A 16,014-nucleotide genomic window follows, 5' to 3' on the forward strand; every position below is an offset into this window, starting at 1 on the left:
CGATACGACATGGCGGAGGAGCCAGTCTAAGGCATCGCCTACGGTTCCTGAACCAAGCATGCTATGCATTTCCACATCTGGTCAATCGATTCGGAACTCAGGTCAATTGAGAACCAAGAACTCTGGGACAGCCTGGCGGCATGCCAATGTGGGGCGGCTACTTAATAACGCGGTCCACCGTTTGGAGGCCCGCGTTCTCGAGCTGATGAGCGCAAGCGATCACGCCGAGACCCGAATTGCACATGTCAGCTTGACCCGCAATCTCGATGTGGAGGGGACCCGATTAACCGAACTTGCCCGCCGTGCTTCGATGAGCAAGCAGGCAATGGGGGAGCTGGTCGATCAATGTGCGGAGCTCGGTTTGATCGGTCGGGCTGCGGACCCAAATGATTGGTACGAGCATTTTGATGAGCACATAAGCCTCCGCCTAGGAGTTCGCACACCAGTACATCAGCCGTTCGGGTCGTGTTGATCCTGATCGTCTCGCGGCAACATGCCCCACCTTCGTTCGTCGGTACCTCGCTCGGAAGAGCGGCCACTAGCGGGCAGATCGTAAGCCTCTCGAAGAGCTATGACGTATGAGGCGTTGCGATCTCGATCGAACGTCGGAACTGAGAGCGATGGTTGCTCATTCCCCGAAACGGACGTGTGTCATTTCCTCTGATATCTCCCACAAACGCTTCGCAACGGCGTGGTCTTGAGCATTAAGCGGCACCTTCGCAGGTGCTGGCGGCCCTCTTGTTTCCATGAAACCATCTGGTCCGTAATATCCTCCACTTTTGGCCTCCGGGCACGTTGCCGCATATAAAAGCGGTAACGCCCCCTGTTTGGAAGATTGAAGCAGAAGCGGAGCCAGCACGCGAAGCAAGAAGGGCATTCTGTTCTGCCTTGTTGGATCAGGTCTTATGCCTGAGAGATCTGTGCGCGCTAAGCCAGGATGCACGGCAATACTCTTGATGCCCCACTGCTTAGCAGTCGCGCGGCGGTGAAGTTCAAGTGAAAACATCAGGTTCGCCAGTTTCGACTGCGCATACGCTGCCATCGGCCGGTACCGATGTTCCGACTGCATGTCACCAAAGCCGATGACGCCACCGTTCGCCGCCAGTGCGCAGACATTGACCACACGCGGGTCACGTCCTGCCCGCAAGAGCGGCATGAGGTGAGCGGTCAATGCGAAGTGACCAAGATAATTCGTGCCGAAATGCAATTCAAAACCATCGTTGGTCAGTTGTTGGCGCGGCGCCATGATCACGGCGGCATTGTTAATGAGTGTATCTAATCGCTCGTAGTTACCGCGCAGACGCCTCGCGAAATCCGCAACGGAGCCGAGATCGGCCAGGTCGACGGGCTCAAAGCGAAGATTTGCCGATCTCAGGCTCGATCGGATTTTCGCGATCGCAGCTTCTCCCTTTATTCTATTACGACCAGCCAGAATGATCTCCGCGCCCGCTTGCCCGAGCGCCGAAGCACATTCATATGCTAACCCGGCCGTCCCGGTGACAACAATCAAGCGGCCTGCCTGGAGCGACATACTTGAGCCTATCGAATCATTTTTCATCAGTGCTTCTCTTGGTCAATCCACTTCACCACACCGAAATGGCTCAATGAAGGCTTCATCAGCTCCCTACTAGGCCTGGTGCCGCCTCAGTGGCAGCACACCCGCGCATCAGCAGCGAGCCTGGCAAACTCGTCCGTACTGGTTCCCAGCAACCAACCGCGCGACGACTGGCACTACCCGGGAGACGCGGTGTACGGCGCAGATCACCTCGACCTGTACACTCCGGCATAGTTGCGCTTCGCCGCCCCCGTCGTTCCACGCTGCTCCGACCCATTGCGTCTGGTGCGCGCGTCGGCGCACCAGATTTTCCGGCTGGCGCAGCTAGACTCCTTTCTTCGGTGACTTCATTGCAAATGCGCAACCAGCGGCCAATAAGGCCAGCGCACCCAGATAAAGACCGATGGATAAGGTGCTGCCCGTTGCACTAAGCAGCGCCGTCGCGATAATCGGAGCAAGTCCGCCCCCAATCGCCGCAGCGATCTGTACGCCGAGCGACATACCGCTATAGCGAACGCCCGGCGGGAATTGAGCCGAATATAACGCGGGCTGCAGACCGAACATTGTTGGATAAATAAGGCCTAGCGAAATCACTATCGCAACGCGAATCAACAACGGTTCCTTGGTGTTGATCATCAGGAAGAGTGGAATCGCGAATAGCGCAAGCAATATGCCACCGACGCAATAGACCGTACGCGCGCCGAGCTTGTCCCCGAAGTGACCGTAAACGGGAATTGCGATCAAGCAGACGGTTGCGGCCAGGAGAATGCTATTCAATACCTCGCCTCTTGAAAGGCCCAATGTTGCGGTCGAGTATTGAAGAATGAACACAGTTACCAAGTAGAATAACGTGACTTCGGCGAGCTTGGCCCCCACCGCGAGCAACAGAGAGCGGAGATGCCTACTCACCACTTCCGCACTTGGGACGTCGACAGTCTGGCCATCATTCTTCGCTTGCAGGAATACGGGGCTCTCAGCGACCTTCGATCGCACAAACGTTCCTAATGCGATCAACACGATGCTAGCGAGGAATGGCACCCGCCACCCCCACGCGAGGAAATCAGCGTCCGAGAAGGTGCTCATATAGGCGAACACTAGAGTCGCAATGATTAATCCAGCAGGAGTGCCGGCCTGCGGCAAGCTGCCAAACAGTGACACTTTCTTGCCATTGGCATGTTCGACCGCCATCAGCACGGCTCCGCCCCATTCGCCGCCGACCGCAATTCCCTGGCAGATTCGCAAGATGACAAGCAACACAGCCGCCCAGATCCCGAGCTGCGAGTAGGTTGGGAGAAGTCCGATCAAGACGGTCGGAATGCCCATCAGAAACAAACTAAGGAGGAGCATGCTCTTTCGCCCGATCCGGTCTCCGAAGTGCCCGAAGATAAGCCCACCGAACGGGCGGGCAAACAGACCGACTGCGAATGTCGCGAACGAAGCCAGTGTGCCGCTAATCGGATCAATGCTGGGGAAGAACAGCTTGTTGAAGATAAGCGCAGAAGCCGTGCCAAATATAAAGAAGTCGTACCATTCGATCGTGGTCCCGATCACGGTCGCTGCCGCCACCCATCCCTTTGATGCGTCGTTTGCGGTCGTCATAGTCGGCGTACTCTCGTAGACAGTCATCATCTTCTCCATTGAAGGTTGATCGGCCCCGGCTGCCTTGACAGTGTCGTCGTTCCGTGATGGTCTGCTGGACAACATGTTGCCCGCAATGAACCCTATCTCAGTATCCCGCGCTTTGAAAGGGCGGTGTTTCAGAGCAATACAAGGGCCCGGGGCGGTATCGTTGGACCAACTTGCTTGCCAGTTTCGGCTTCAAGGCATATTGCGTGAAGGATCAAGCAGAGCATCGAATTCACGATGTCTGGGAGATCCAACTGACGATGCAAACGCAATGACCAAAAGAGTTCGAGCGAGCAAGCCGGAGCACGCCACTCCTGATGTACGGTCCGCTGGACGAATAGGCGCGCGTTTGCGCGCATGCCGTCGCAACAAGAACATGACCCTTGATGAGCTCGCTCTCGAGACGGGGCTGAACAAGAGTTTTCTTTCTCGAATTGAGAAAGATGCCAAGGCTCCATCAATCGCTACTGTGGTCAAACTCTCACGTGCATTAGACATTCCCGTAGCGCTGCTGTTCGGCGAGCAGACGATAGATTCAGACATTCACCTCGTCCGCACTGCGAATCGTGAGCCGGAGGAGGACCCGGTTCACGGATATTCGTTTGTTCCACTGTCTCCGGCCGGATCAAGCCGAAGGGCAGAAGCGTTCCTGATGACGCCACCAGCTCACTTCAGCGAGGGAAGCCACGCAGAACATTCCGGCGAAGAGTCGCTCTACGTCATTACGGGCCGGATTGAGGTAAAGTTCGCAGACCGTAGTGTCATCATGGGCTCAGGCGATTTCTTGCAGTTTCCGGGACACCTCGTCCACCAGGTGCGGCGCGTCGGCGCGCGTGCGACCGTCCTCATCGTCATCAGCCGAGATTGATTCACACAGCACCGTTCCGAGGGCCCCTGATGCTCCAGCAAGCGACTCCATCTATCGACTACTACGTATGGCTGATGTCCGACTGGGCTTATCTCGGGCATGTCAGGTTTACACAGATGGCAGCCCGTCACGGAGCTCGCATCAACTATATCGCTATGCGGATGCAGGACGTCTATGCAGGAAGCGGCGGCATCGTCCTGGAACAGCGATCCTGGCAGCGACGCGCCTATCGAACCGAGGAGCTCAAGCGCTGGAGCGAGTGTCTCGGCATGAAGGTGAACATCGAGCCCGCGTATTTCCCTGTCGACGTGGATATCGCGTCATGCATGCTTATTGCCGCACAGCATCGCGGATTGAACGTCAATGATCTCACTAATGCTATGATGCGGGCCATTTGGGTTGAGGACGAGAATCTCGCCGATCGTGACGCCTTGGTAAAAATCGCAGCTCAGGCCGGTTACGATGGCAGGGGCCTTTTGGAGGCGGCAACCGCAGCTGATGTGCGGCAAGAATATGCGGCCAACACCACGCGCGCGCTAGAGGCTGGCGTTTTCGGCTCGCCGTTTTACGTGTTTGAGGGCGAACGATTTTGGGGCCAGGACCGGCTCGAAATGCTCGAGGCAAAACTGGTGCGGGGAAAGGGCCTCAATCTCGGACGTAGGCAATGACGGCAATTCACTGTGTCCCTTTCCGCACGCTTATCAGGCTTTTAGGACGAAGTAGGACGGCAGCAACCTGCGGCATGGCTTTCGCTGGGCTTTGCGATAGATCCTAGTTCGCGCGGTCTTGGGCGTGCTGCCATTCCTGTGATTCTCCATGCAAGGAGGCAGATACGGTCGAACCTTCTCGATCATTTCCGAGAGGGGGCCTCACCTCCGGCGTGCTCTCGTTCCAGCCAAAATTCCGCTGCATCGAACCAGACTTTATCTCGGTCCTCGGCGCTAGGAGTACCGACGTGTAGCTCGCAGAACCTGATAAACTCGAGCTCGGCCTGATCGACTCGGCCAGCGGTCCTTCGTGCCCGCATGCAAGCTACAATCTAGCCACAGCAATTTTCAGGTTGCTGTGGCTGTGCAGACCACCGCAGCACCAATTGGCACGTCCGATCGGCCGCTGGCCGCCTCGGACCGCGGTGGCTAACGATGCCAATCTGGTCCATCAAAACTGCCACAAACTGGCTCTGTAGAATGAACCAGTTATAGCCTACACGGGCCTCATGGACCCTCCACGGATAGGGATTGTGAGATGAGCAATGAAAGCCCTCAGGTGCGCTCCGAAACAACGGCTGGCGCACCAGTCTACAAGATCTGGATGTGTGCGCTGTGCGGGCTTGTCTACAGGGAGGCGGAAGGATGGCCCGACGAGGGGATTCCGCCTGGCACTCGCTGGGAGGACGTCCCTGACGACTGGAGCTGCCCTGATTGCGGCGCAGGCAAGGCCGAATTCCAGATGACCGAGGTCTGAACGAAATCCCGTTGATGCAGCGGCACGAGCGATTAGGAGTCGATATGTACGTCCCCCCACATTTCGCTGAGTTGCGCCCCGAGGCGCTTCACGATCTCATTGAGAAGAATCCTCTTGGCGTCCTTTTTACCAATGGAAAGAGCGGGCTCGACGCAAATCACTTACCGTTCGAATTGCACGCGAACGAGGGGCCGCAGGGCGTCCTTCATTCGCATGTCGCTCGCGCAAATCCAGTTTGGCAGGATGTCACCACGGGCGACGAGGTGCTTATCGTTTTCCGTGCCGGGGATGCCTACATCGCGCCGAACTGGTATCCAAGCAAAGTCGAGTTCAAGAAGCAGGTCCCGTCCTGGAACTATATGGTAGCTCATGTGTACGGACGCGTGACGATCCGCGACGATGAACGTTACGTCCGTGGCATGGTTGCGCGCCTGACGCGCATCCACGAGGCGAAGCAGGCCGATCCTTGGAAGATGACCGACAGCCCCAAGGATTACATCGACATGATGCTCAAGATGATCGTTGGAATCGAGATCGAGATTACACGCCTCGTCGGCAAGTCGAAGCTTAGCCAGAATAAAGAACTCCGAGACATTCTCGGTGCAGGGAACGCGCTCAAGGCGCAGGGCAAGGATGTGATCGGCGATGCAATGCTCGCAGCCGCTGCGGCCAAGGCGGAGCAAGCCTGACGGCGCGATATGCCCGGAACACTGGTGACGCAACGTCCTATCGTAGTTGTTGGCGGAGGCCATAGCGGGGCCAAGACCTCGGCAGCCCTGCGCAAGCACGGCTGGAGCGGTCCGATTACCTTGATCGGCGATGAATGTCATTTGCCCTACGATCGTCCGCCGCTGTCGAAAGCCGTGCTGTTGGGCTCAAAGACAGCAGATCAGTGCGCGTTCTTCCCGAAAAACTGGTACTTCGAAAAGGGCATCGATCTCCTGCTGGGAAGGCCTGTCGCGCGCATCGAACGTGACGACTCGCGCGTTCTGTTGGGCGACGGGCATGAACTTCGTTACCATCGGCTCCTGTTGGCGACCGGATCGTCGCTTAACACGCTACCTGTTCCGGGGGCGGATCTCGACGGGGTTTGGCCCCTTCGGACCCCTGCACATGCCAATGCGATCGCCGGAGCATTGCGGCCTGGTGCCCGCGTGGTGGTGATCGGTGCTGGAGTCATTGGACTCGAAGTTGCAGCAGCCGCGGTAGAACGGGGCTGCGCCGTCCATGTGCTGGAGATGGCGCCAATTGCGATGGCACGCAACGTTCCGCGGATTGTTTCGGCCGCTCTCGTTGAGGCACATCGTCGGCGTGGCGTTGAGATCCGGTTCGGCGTTAGCGTTGCGGCGCTGGAGGGCGAGCATAAGGTCTCGTGCGTCCGATTGGAGTCCGGCGAGGCCTTGGATTGCGACGCGGTCGTATATGGGGTCGGCGTAAAGCCTAGGACAGAGCTCGCCATACACGTGGGTCTCCATGTCGATGATGGAATCATCACCGACCGTTTCCTCCAGACCAACGACAAAAACATCTTCGCCTGCGGCGACGTCTGCCGCTACGAGAGTCGGCTGTTCGGCCGCCATCTAAGAATAGAGAACTGGCGCAACGCCGAGGACCAAGCTGATGCTGCTGCGCGCAACATGCTCGGTCAGCAGAGGCCATTCGATCCTGTGCCGTGGTTCTGGAGCAACCAATACGATCTTACGCTGCAAGTTGCAGGGCTACCGGCACTCGGTAGTCTCACCGTGACGCGAGAGGTCGGCGGGGCACGATTGCACCTGTCGGTCGGGAATGATGGTCGGCTGTGGGGCGTCAGCGGATTGGGCTCCGTCCGGGACATCGCCGCACCCATACGGCAGCTCAAGGATGCCATCGCCTCCGAGCACGTCCTCGATGTCTCGGAACTAGACCAAGCCCTTGTTTCTGCGAGTGCGAGTGGTTTGCCGTAGATATTAAGACCTGGCGGCGCCCAGCCGTGCGGGCTCATAGCTCGTTGCGCAATGAAGAGGCAGGGGCAAGCAGTGGCAGACCCCGGCGGCTGGTCAACGTTCACGAACTCATGTGCTGCGACGTTTGGAAGTCGCGATCGAACACACGATTGCGGCACTTCTCTTGCTGTGGCTCAGACACATCAGCGCTGGGCTACTTGCCGGCGCAAGCGCCACGATCATCTGGCCCAACGCATTTTCTCGAATCTGGAACTGTACTTACAGGAGTGGAGTCGAGAGCCTATCAAGGGCCGGTGCCACTGCCGTGAAATGGGGAACACGAATGCTGAAGAAGATTGGTGCGGTCGCGATCGTTGCGACAGTTATGGGGGCGACGCCCGGTTGGAGCCAAGTCAAAATCGGGGTCCTCAACGACCAGTCAGGGCTTTACGCCGACTTCGCAGGGAAGTGGTCGGTTGAGGCCGCCAAGATGGCCGTGGAGGATTTCGGGCCGATGGTGATCGGACAGAAGATCGAGATCGTCACGGCCGACCATCAGAACAAGCCCGATCTTGCCGTGAGTATTGCCAGACGTTGGTTCGAGCTCGACGGCGTGGACATGATAACCGATCTCAACGCGTCCTCAGTCGCATTGGCAGTCCACGAATTGGCGAAGCAGATGAAGAAGATCGATATCGTCACCGGTGCGGCGACATCCCGGCTCACCGGAGACGCCTGCCATCCCTACGGTTTCCATTGGGCGTATGATACACACGCGCTCGGTATCGGCACTGGTGGCGCCTTGACCGAAGCCGGCGGCAACACCTGGTTCTTCCTCACAGCCGACTATGCATTTGGATATGCGCTCGAAAAAGACACCAGCGAGATTGTGAAGGCGAAAGGGGGAGCGGTTCTCGGCTCAGTCCGCCATCCGCTCAACGCTTCCGATTTCGCCTCGTTCCTGCTGCAGGCACAGAGTTCTAAAGCCAAGATCGTGGGGTTGGCCAATGCAGGCCTGGATACCAGCAATTCCATCAAGCAAGCTGCAGAGTTCGGGCTCGTGGCGGGTGGGCAAAAGCTCGCGAGCCTGTTGCTTACTGTAGCGGAGGTGCACGGCCTTGGGTTGCCTGCCGCGCAGGGCCTTGTCTTGACAGAAGCATACTATTGGGACCTGAACGACCGCACGCGCCATTTCGGCGAGCGGTTCTTCAAGCGCACCGCTCGGATGCCAAATATGGTCCACGCCGGCACCTATTCAGCCACGCTGCAGTATCTTAAAGCAGTTCAGGCTGCAGGCACGAAGGACAGCGACGCAGTCGCTGGCAAACTCCGCGAGCTTCCGGTTGATGATGACTTCGCCACCGGCAAGGTCCTCGCCAATGGTCGAATGGTGCACGATGTGTATCTTTTTGAAGTGAAACAGCCCAATGAGTCCAAGAAGCCTTGGGATTACTACAAGCTTCTCGCGACGATTCCCGGTGAGAAGGCCTTCCTATCCGCGGCCGCAAGCGGTTGTCCTTCGACGATGAAATGAACGAGCCCGGCGCTATGACGTAGACTTGGCAGACAGATATTGTCCGGCAGTTTCCATCCGTGGAGGCTTAGACAGCTTGGGTTTTTTGTCGGCGCCGACCGATGCCTCAAGCACGCCTCTGAGGCGGACTGCAGCCGCCTCCAATTCAGTGACGGAAAAGCCGCCGAAGCCCAACATTAGACCAAAACGAGCCGGCGCATCTTGGTACATGGGCGAGATCGGTCGCACGACCAACCCTGCCTTGTGCGCCTGCTGGGCAAGCTTGACATCGTCGAGGTCGACAGGAAGCCAAAGCACTAGGTGCATACCCTGGTCGCTTGGTTGGAGTGCCGCCCACGACGGGAGCTCTCTCTGGATGGCAGAGATCAGGGCGGCTCGTCGTTCTGCGTAAGAGCCCCGGATACGCCGTATATGAGCTTCAAAGTGCCCCTCACGCATATATTGGGCGAGCACATATTGATCGGCGGCCGGAGAATGGCGGTCAATGAGAGCACGGGCTCCCGCGAACGCATCGACCAGGGGAACGGGGACGATTGCGTATCCAATCCGCATGGAGGAAAACAGCACCTTGCTCATCGTCCCCAGATAGATGACGCGTGTAGGATCGAGTCCCTGCAGGGACGGAAATGGATGTCCCGCGTACCGAAGCTCGCTGTCATAGTCGTCCTCGACAATCCACGCATTGTTCTGGCGGGCCCACGACAGCAGAGCCGTGCGTCTCGCCATGCTCATCGGCATGCCGAGCGGGTATTGATGCGATGGCGTAACGAAGGCGACTCTAGCCTTTGGACATCGGACGAGACCTTCCTGGACATCGATGCCCTGTGCGTCGACGGGGATCCGAGAGGTCTGGACGTTGAAGTTTCCGAGAACCGCGACAATGCCAGGATATGCGGGATCTTCCGCCCATACCGCGTCTCCGTCCGAAAGAAGAACGGTCGCAGCCAGAAAAAGCCCTTGCTGCGTACCCGCCGTGATTACGACCTGATCGGGCTCGCATTTGACTCCGCGCGCCTTGCGGACGTAATCGGCAATCGCGATCCGCAAATCTGGCAATCCCTTCGGGTCAATGTAGCCGGAGGGAGCGGCTAGGCGAAGGGCGCGGACCCGATTGCCGAGACGCCGCCATTTGTCGTCGGGCGCCACTGCACCTGCCGGATGAGCGATCGCAAACGGTGCTGCGCCTTGAGGCCGGAGAGTCCGCGCGACCTGAGCAAGACGCGCGACGTTTTCCGGCAACACAGGACCGATCGGTGCTGGTCCGGTAAACGCCTCAGCGCGGGTTACGAGGTCGCTGTCAGCATTAACGTTGGCCACGATCGTGCCGCCTCTGGCCCGCGCCTCAAGGTAGCCTTCCGCATGCAGCTGATGAAACGCCTCAATGACCGTTCCTCTTGCGAGTTGGAGTGAATTCGCAAGAGCGCGAGTGGATGGGAGGCGCTCGCCGGGCTTCAAGATCCCCTTCGAGATCGCCTCGCGAAGGGCTTGGGTTAATTGATGCCCGACCCGGCCCGCAGTCCTGTCGAGACAACCCAACGAGGGGATCGCAATGATGTTTCGGCGCCTTGCCATCGGTCTTCTGGTCCACCTATTCTCCCGAAATCTGAAGCAAACAATAGGCCAATTCCGAGGGATGGTGAAGGAGCGTTATCTTGTGGTGGGTGCTACGCCCCCCGAAGCTCCTCACCTCGGTATCACGAAGTTTAGCGAGTTTGCCCGATCGGCAGTGGCGCCGCGACCGCTGCACGCCGCCTCCTTCGGATACCTTCCAAGACTTTGCTGTGAACCCGCAGCGACGGCCTTCTCAGGCAAAGATTGCGCAGGAATCCAAAGCTCAGACGCGAATTGCGACTCTTTCCGCTAAGGCGGCCGTCTACCGTAGACGCGCCTCTTCCAACATCATCAAAGCTCCTTTCTCTGCGATCATAGCGGTGGGAGTGTTTGTGTTGCCGGACGTGATCGTCGGCATGATGGACGCGTCGATTACGCGAAGCCCGCCCATTCCACGCACTCTGAGCCGCTCATCAACGACGGCAGTAGGGTCATTGCTCGAACCCATCCTTGCGGTTCCGACCGGATGGAAGATCGTCGTTCCGATGTCGCCTGCCGCCCGCGCCAAGGACGCGTAATCGTCACCGACCGTCGGGCCAGGTACGTATTCTCTGGGATTGTATCGCTTCAGCGCCGTTTGCCGCATCAAATGCCGCGTCACTCGGATCGCGTCCGCCGCAACGATCCTGTCGTCGTCCGTTGAAAGATAATTGGGGGCGATCAGCGGAGCATCATGCGGTGAACTGGAGCCAAGCCGGATCGTCCCCCGTGATGTGGGCCGCAGGTTGCATGCGGCGACTGTAACGCCGGGGAAGCGGTGAAGAGGGTCGCCGAATTTGTCGAGAGAGAGCGGCTGGACGTGGAACTGGATGTTCGCCCGGTCGCGGGTTGAGTCCGATCGGGTGAATATACCCAGTTGCGAGGGGGCCATGGTCAGCGGGCCGCGCCTGCGCAGGGCATAGTCGATGCCCATCCACGCCCTTCGACCAAGCGAATGGTAGGTTTCGTTCAGCGTGCGGATGCCCTCCACCTTGTAGATGGCGCGCTGCTGGAGGTGATCCTGAAGATTTCGTCCAACGCCACGGCTTTCGTGTACAACGTCAATTCCAAGCGGCACGAGCCAGTCGGAGGGGCCTATTCCGGAACGATGGAGAACTTGGACCGATCCGATCGCTCCGGCGCATAGGACGATCTCGCCTCTCGCTCTCGCTTCGATGGGTTGCCCGTCCTTTATGTAACGGACAGCGACTGCGTGCCGGTTTTCGACACGCAGCTTGTCTACCAAGACGCCCGTTTCCAGCCGGAGATTCGGCCGGGACAGGGCCGGCTTCAGAAAGCCTCTTGCCGACGACCAGCGGCGCCCGCGCAATTGATTGACATGGAAGTAACCCGCTCCTTCGTTGTCGCCGGTGTTGAAATCGTCTGTCCGCGGAATTCCCATTTCGACTGCGGCTTCCGCGATAGCGTCGAGGACCTTCCAGGAAACGCGCGGCGCCTCTATACGCCAGCCACCTCCTGTACCGTGGACGTTACTCTCACCAAGGAAGTGGTCTTCGAGCCTTCGGAAAGCCGGCAGGACGTCGTCCCAGCCCCAGCCGTCCAGGCCGAGCTGACGCCAGCCGTCGTAATCGGATGCTTGTCCACGCATCGAAATCATTGCGTTGATCGCTGACGAGCCGCCGACCACCTTGCCCCGAGGGTAAGCGAGTGAGCGACCATTCAGCCCGGGTTCGTTCTCCGTTTTGAACATCCAATCCGACCGCGGATTACCAATTGCGAACAGGTATCCGACGGGAATGTGAAACCAGATCCAGTTATCTTGCCCTCCTGCTTCGAGCAGGAGCACCCGGTTGCGCCGGTCGGCGGACAGCCTGTTCGCTACAATGCATCCCGCCGTGCCCGCCCCGACGACGATGTAGTCGTAATCTCCTTGCAGCTGCATTGCCTGGCCTCCTCCACGAGTGTGCAGGGGCCTTGGATGCCATAGTGGATTTTTGCACTCAACGCTGATAATTACGGTTGCTCTCTGCAAATATGCAGGAATCGATCGATGGACTGGGACGACCTTCGGATCTACCTCCAGCTTGCACGCAGCGGTCAGATGACCGCCGCGGCAAAGGCCCTTGGCATCGACGATTCCACTGTTGGGAGGAGGATAGCTCGCCTGGAAAGCTCCATCGGACTGGCTCTCGTAGAGCGCGCCGGGCGGCGGACGGTGATCACCGAGCATGGCCGGCGCCTCGTCGAAACTGTCGAAGAGCTGGAATCGCTGATCTTGCGGAAGGTGGCCGGGCTGAAGGAGGACCACACCGTCGTCGCCGGTCGCGTCCGCGTCGGAGCCCCGGAAGGCTTCGGGGTAGGGTATTTGGCGCGTCGGTTGGCGATGCTTTCAGCGCAACATCCGCATCTCGAGACCGAGCTTGTCGCCCTTCCGCGCGTCTATTCGCTCGCGGCGCGTGAGGTCGACATCGCAATCACTCTGGATAGGCCCGCCACTGGTCAGGTGACCTCCCAAAAGCTTACCGACTACACGCTCGATCTGTACGGATCCGAAGCATATTTCGAACGCCGCGGCAGGCCGAAATCCTTGAAGGAGCTACCGGCGCACGTTTTCTCGGGCTACATCCCCGAACTGCTTTTCACCGAGGAACTCAACTTCTCGAAGCTCGGTGATGGAATTGAGATCATGCCGGCAATCCGCAGCACGAGCGTGATGGCACAGGTGGATGCCGTCGAGTGTGGAGCGGCAATTGGCGTGCTGCCGACGTTTTTGGCACGGGAGCGGCGGCTTCTGAAACTGTTGCTGCCCCACAGGGTGCGACTCTGGAGGAGTTATTGGATTTCCGTCCACGAAGACGTGCGACGGCTGCACCGTATCAGAGTCGTTCTCGATGCCATCGTAGCGGATGTTCGCGTCGACAAGCGCGTCTTCTTGCGTCGCGCCGCGAAAGGTGAGGGCTGATCGTCAGACCAGAATCGCGCTCGATTCGAACCAATATGGACCTTATTCGAGATCGACGACAGGGTTAGTGTGTCTCCCGCAGCACAGAGTTCCTGTGCTGTCCTCCCTAACTAGGGCCGCTTGGAAACAGGCGGCCTTTATTCTCCCTTGCCGAAAATGTGAGGTGAGAGTTTATGGGCGCAGCACTGGACGCCGTATCTTACGGCAGGTTTGCGCGACCGGCGAGTGGACCACCCCAATCGCTCAAAACTGGAAGTTCACTGCAGCCCAGCTTTGCGGCATTCAAGCGGAAAATGAGAGAAGATGGCGCGTGCATGACCAGTGAGAAGGGGAATGAGCCTGATCCGCGGAGCGAACTCATTCCTTGAACACGGCCTTTCTTCCGAAGCTTCGAACACGGCGGGCGCCTGCTTACAGTAGGCATTCACGGACAGGACGTCAGAGATGTTGGCAGTACGGACTAATGACGGCGAGTTATCTGAAATCGGAACGATTCCGATTGATCCCGCCATTCTTTACATGGGGACACCTGTTGTTCTCATTTCATCGTTGAACGAGAACGGAACGTCGAACCTCGCGCCAATGTCATCGGCGTGGTGGTTGGGATGGGGCTGTATGCTTGGCTTGAATAGCAGCTCCAAGACCACTGAGAACCTGCTACGAACAAGACAGTGTGTCCTCAACTTACCATCCGAAGCCCAGGTTGGCTCGGTTGATCGGCTCGCTCTGACTACCGGCAGCAACCCTGTACCAGCGAACAAGGTACCAATGGGCTTTCGATATGTGGAAGACAAATTCGGACTTGCGGGGTTGACTGAAATTGCATCTGAGGTCGTGGCCGCTCCGCGCGCTCTCGAGTGTCCCGTTCAGCTAGAGTGCGAACTAGCCGCAGTTCACGAATTTGGTATCGGCAATCCCAGTATTCGTGCACCCATGAAGGCGATTGAGGTGCGGATTGTACGAGTGCATGCGGCCGCAAGTATTTTGCGCGAGGAAAACAAGGATCGCATCGATCCGGAGAAGTGGCGGCCGCTGATCATGAGTTTCCGCGAGTTCTATGGCCTTGGGGACAATTTGCATCGTTCGCGCCTCAGCGAATTTCCTGAAGAGCTGTTTAAGCCGGTAGAACTTCGACGGGCCGCAGCGCGAAAGAACTAGGATTCTTGGCGTTTGCGACTCGGCGGGCGCCCGCTAAGTTCGTCGACCGCAAAGAGCCAACGGCGCACTGGCGGACTCCAAGTTCAAGATGTGCCTCGGTGAATCTGTCGCGATGGGACTTGGACGCGCCCCACGGTTCCGGCAAGGACATGCCGGGAGCGACCGCAGGATATTGCTGGATGGTGCGAAAATCGTTGGGGGCGGACTCGCCCTGGTATGACTTTTCCGGAAGTGTTTGGGGATTAGAGCCCCTTGCGCGTTGGTCAGAGAAGATCAGCAACCTGGGCCTCTCTTCTCACCTGCCTTCACAAGTGTGAGTACGAGCCAGGCCGCCCGCCGGTCTGTATGCGAGTTGCCCCGCCGCCACCGAATAGATGATTTTACCAGATCCGGACCAATTGCGGGATGCCAGACAATCCAGGCCTTACTTGCCATCGGTTGCTGTAGTGCGCTCGATTGTGGACCGGCACGTGACAGATTCTCAGACAAGAAAGTGGAGGGTTGCGAGCTCAAATTGATCGAAATGCAACGCGCAAAAGTTGTTCTTTGGGACGCCTGCTTTAACCTCAGGAGGAGAGCATGGCGCTTGAGTTCGAACACCTGCAATTGAACGGCGGAATTGTCATCTCCAGAAGGAATACGAGGTAATTGGTTGCGGTTGCATCGCGTGTTGCGGCGTTACTCGATTTACTCGAGAGATCTGCTCGTGCGGTCGACTTGAGCTTCTAAGAATCACTCGTGGCTTGTGAAGTTTGATGGCGGACCGAGAAAAAACGCACCCGCCATCGCCCCGAGAGCTTCGGTCGTTAGCAGCTCCTAGCAGGGAAGTCAGACCGCATCCCGAAAGTAGCTCATTTCTTTGGCCGTGTCTGTCTGCCAAAGATTGTAAGAACAGTCCCAATTGATCACTTTTCCGTCCCGCAGCTCGAGGGCCTCCACGCCGCGTGCTTCATAGCGTTTGTCCGATTTTGCATCGACCCAAACTGCGGTGAAGCTGTTCGCATATCTTTGTCCCGAAACAAGCAGGAGTGACTTTTGGACGTTGTAGTCCTTCTGAATCGCAAATCGCGCGCGCAGGAACTTTTCCGCGGCAGTCTTGCCCCGGATTTCCGGAAGGTCGGCAAAACGGATCGAGATGTTCTCGTCATAGCGGCTCAGAATTCCTTCGACGTCATGGCGTTGGAAGCGATCCATGCTTTTCGCAAGAGAAGCATTAGCTTCGTCCCAGGTTATATCCCGCTCAGAAGTGGTCGCCGACATGTCAGTCTCCCTATTCAGCCTTGTGGAGCAAATAGGGAAGGCGAGACGAGAGGAGGTGGGTAGGCCCAGATTGGTGAATTTTCGCTGGACCAATACTACACTTCGGGAGCG

General features: G+C 58.0%; 13 protein-coding genes and 1 pseudogene. 9 read left to right on the plus strand and 5 right to left on the minus strand.

Annotation, left to right across the window (positions count from 1 at the left end; all coding sequences use genetic code 11):
- Positions 1-58: 58 nt before the first annotated feature.
- Positions 59-391, plus strand: a pseudogene (locus AC0L3K_RS19000) (MarR family transcriptional regulator); the annotation flags it as partial.
- Positions 392-628: 237 nt separating this feature from the next.
- On the opposite strand, the gene AC0L3K_RS19005 reads toward AC0L3K_RS19000, so the two are convergent.
- Both AC0L3K_RS19005 and AC0L3K_RS19010 read right to left on the minus strand, forming a co-directional pair.
- Positions 629-1,558 (minus strand): SDR family oxidoreductase, encoded by a 930-nt coding sequence (locus tag AC0L3K_RS19005; RefSeq protein WP_473366579.1) that lies wholly within the window; start codon positions 1,556-1,558, stop codon positions 629-631.
- 321 nt (positions 1,559-1,879) lie between these two features.
- The gene (locus AC0L3K_RS19010) at positions 1,880-3,193 is read right to left on the minus strand and encodes an MFS transporter (protein ID WP_473366580.1); all 1,314 of its coding nucleotides are present in this window, start codon (positions 3,191-3,193) and stop codon (positions 1,880-1,882) included.
- 259 nt (positions 3,194-3,452) lie between these two features.
- Between AC0L3K_RS19010 and AC0L3K_RS19015 the strand changes: the two genes are divergently transcribed.
- The 6 genes from AC0L3K_RS19015 to AC0L3K_RS19040 all read left to right on the plus strand — a co-directional run bounded on the left by AC0L3K_RS19015 (position 3,453) and on the right by AC0L3K_RS19040 (position 8,972).
- A complete protein-coding gene (locus AC0L3K_RS19015; RefSeq protein ID WP_473366581.1) occupies positions 3,453-4,049 on the plus strand; it encodes a helix-turn-helix domain-containing protein in 597 nt (198 codons plus the stop codon).
- A 29-nt stretch (positions 4,050-4,078) separates the two neighbouring features.
- Positions 4,079-4,717 (plus strand): DsbA family protein, encoded by a 639-nt coding sequence (locus AC0L3K_RS19020; RefSeq protein WP_473366582.1) that lies wholly within the window; start codon positions 4,079-4,081, stop codon positions 4,715-4,717.
- A gap of 577 nt (positions 4,718-5,294) precedes the next feature.
- Positions 5,295-5,513 (plus strand): rubredoxin, encoded by a 219-nt coding sequence (locus AC0L3K_RS19025; RefSeq protein ID WP_473366583.1) that lies wholly within the window; start codon positions 5,295-5,297, stop codon positions 5,511-5,513.
- A 44-nt stretch (positions 5,514-5,557) separates the two neighbouring features.
- Positions 5,558-6,202, plus strand: a complete 645-nt coding sequence (locus AC0L3K_RS19030) for an FMN-binding negative transcriptional regulator (RefSeq protein WP_473366584.1) — start codon at positions 5,558-5,560, stop codon at positions 6,200-6,202.
- A 24-nt stretch (positions 6,203-6,226) separates the two neighbouring features.
- Positions 6,227-7,459, plus strand: a complete 1,233-nt coding sequence (locus AC0L3K_RS19035) for an NAD(P)/FAD-dependent oxidoreductase (protein WP_473366585.1) — start codon at positions 6,227-6,229, stop codon at positions 7,457-7,459.
- A 322-nt stretch (positions 7,460-7,781) separates the two neighbouring features.
- Complete coding sequence (locus tag AC0L3K_RS19040; protein WP_473366586.1) at positions 7,782-8,972, plus strand: ABC transporter substrate-binding protein; 1,191 nt, start codon at positions 7,782-7,784, stop codon at positions 8,970-8,972.
- A gap of 12 nt (positions 8,973-8,984) precedes the next feature.
- On the opposite strand, the gene pdxR is transcribed toward AC0L3K_RS19040, so the two are convergent.
- Together pdxR and AC0L3K_RS19050 are read right to left on the minus strand one after the other, a co-directional pair.
- Positions 8,985-10,544 carry a MocR-like pyridoxine biosynthesis transcription factor PdxR gene (gene pdxR / locus AC0L3K_RS19045; protein ID WP_473366587.1) on the minus strand — a complete coding sequence of 520 codons (1,560 nt, stop codon included), beginning with the start codon at positions 10,542-10,544 and terminating at the stop codon, positions 8,985-8,987.
- Between the two features lie 301 nt (positions 10,545-10,845).
- The gene (locus tag AC0L3K_RS19050; protein ID WP_473366588.1) at positions 10,846-12,465 is read right to left on the minus strand and encodes a GMC family oxidoreductase; all 1,620 of its coding nucleotides are present in this window, start codon (positions 12,463-12,465) and stop codon (positions 10,846-10,848) included.
- A gap of 108 nt (positions 12,466-12,573) precedes the next feature.
- On the opposite strand from AC0L3K_RS19050, the gene AC0L3K_RS19055 reads away from it, so the two are divergent.
- Complete coding sequence (locus tag AC0L3K_RS19055; protein WP_473366589.1) at positions 12,574-13,485, plus strand: LysR family transcriptional regulator; 912 nt, start codon at positions 12,574-12,576, stop codon at positions 13,483-13,485.
- Between the two features lie 444 nt (positions 13,486-13,929).
- Complete coding sequence (locus AC0L3K_RS19060; RefSeq protein WP_473366590.1) at positions 13,930-14,643, plus strand: flavin reductase family protein; 714 nt, start codon at positions 13,930-13,932, stop codon at positions 14,641-14,643.
- 828 nt (positions 14,644-15,471) lie between these two features.
- Here AC0L3K_RS19060 and AC0L3K_RS19065 read toward each other — a convergent pair.
- Complete coding sequence (locus AC0L3K_RS19065) at positions 15,472-15,903, minus strand: nuclear transport factor 2 family protein (protein WP_473366591.1); 432 nt, start codon at positions 15,901-15,903, stop codon at positions 15,472-15,474.
- Between the last annotated feature and the right edge of the window lie 111 nt (positions 15,904-16,014).

Source organism: Bradyrhizobium sp. MI1.10 (genome assembly GCF_055811035.1).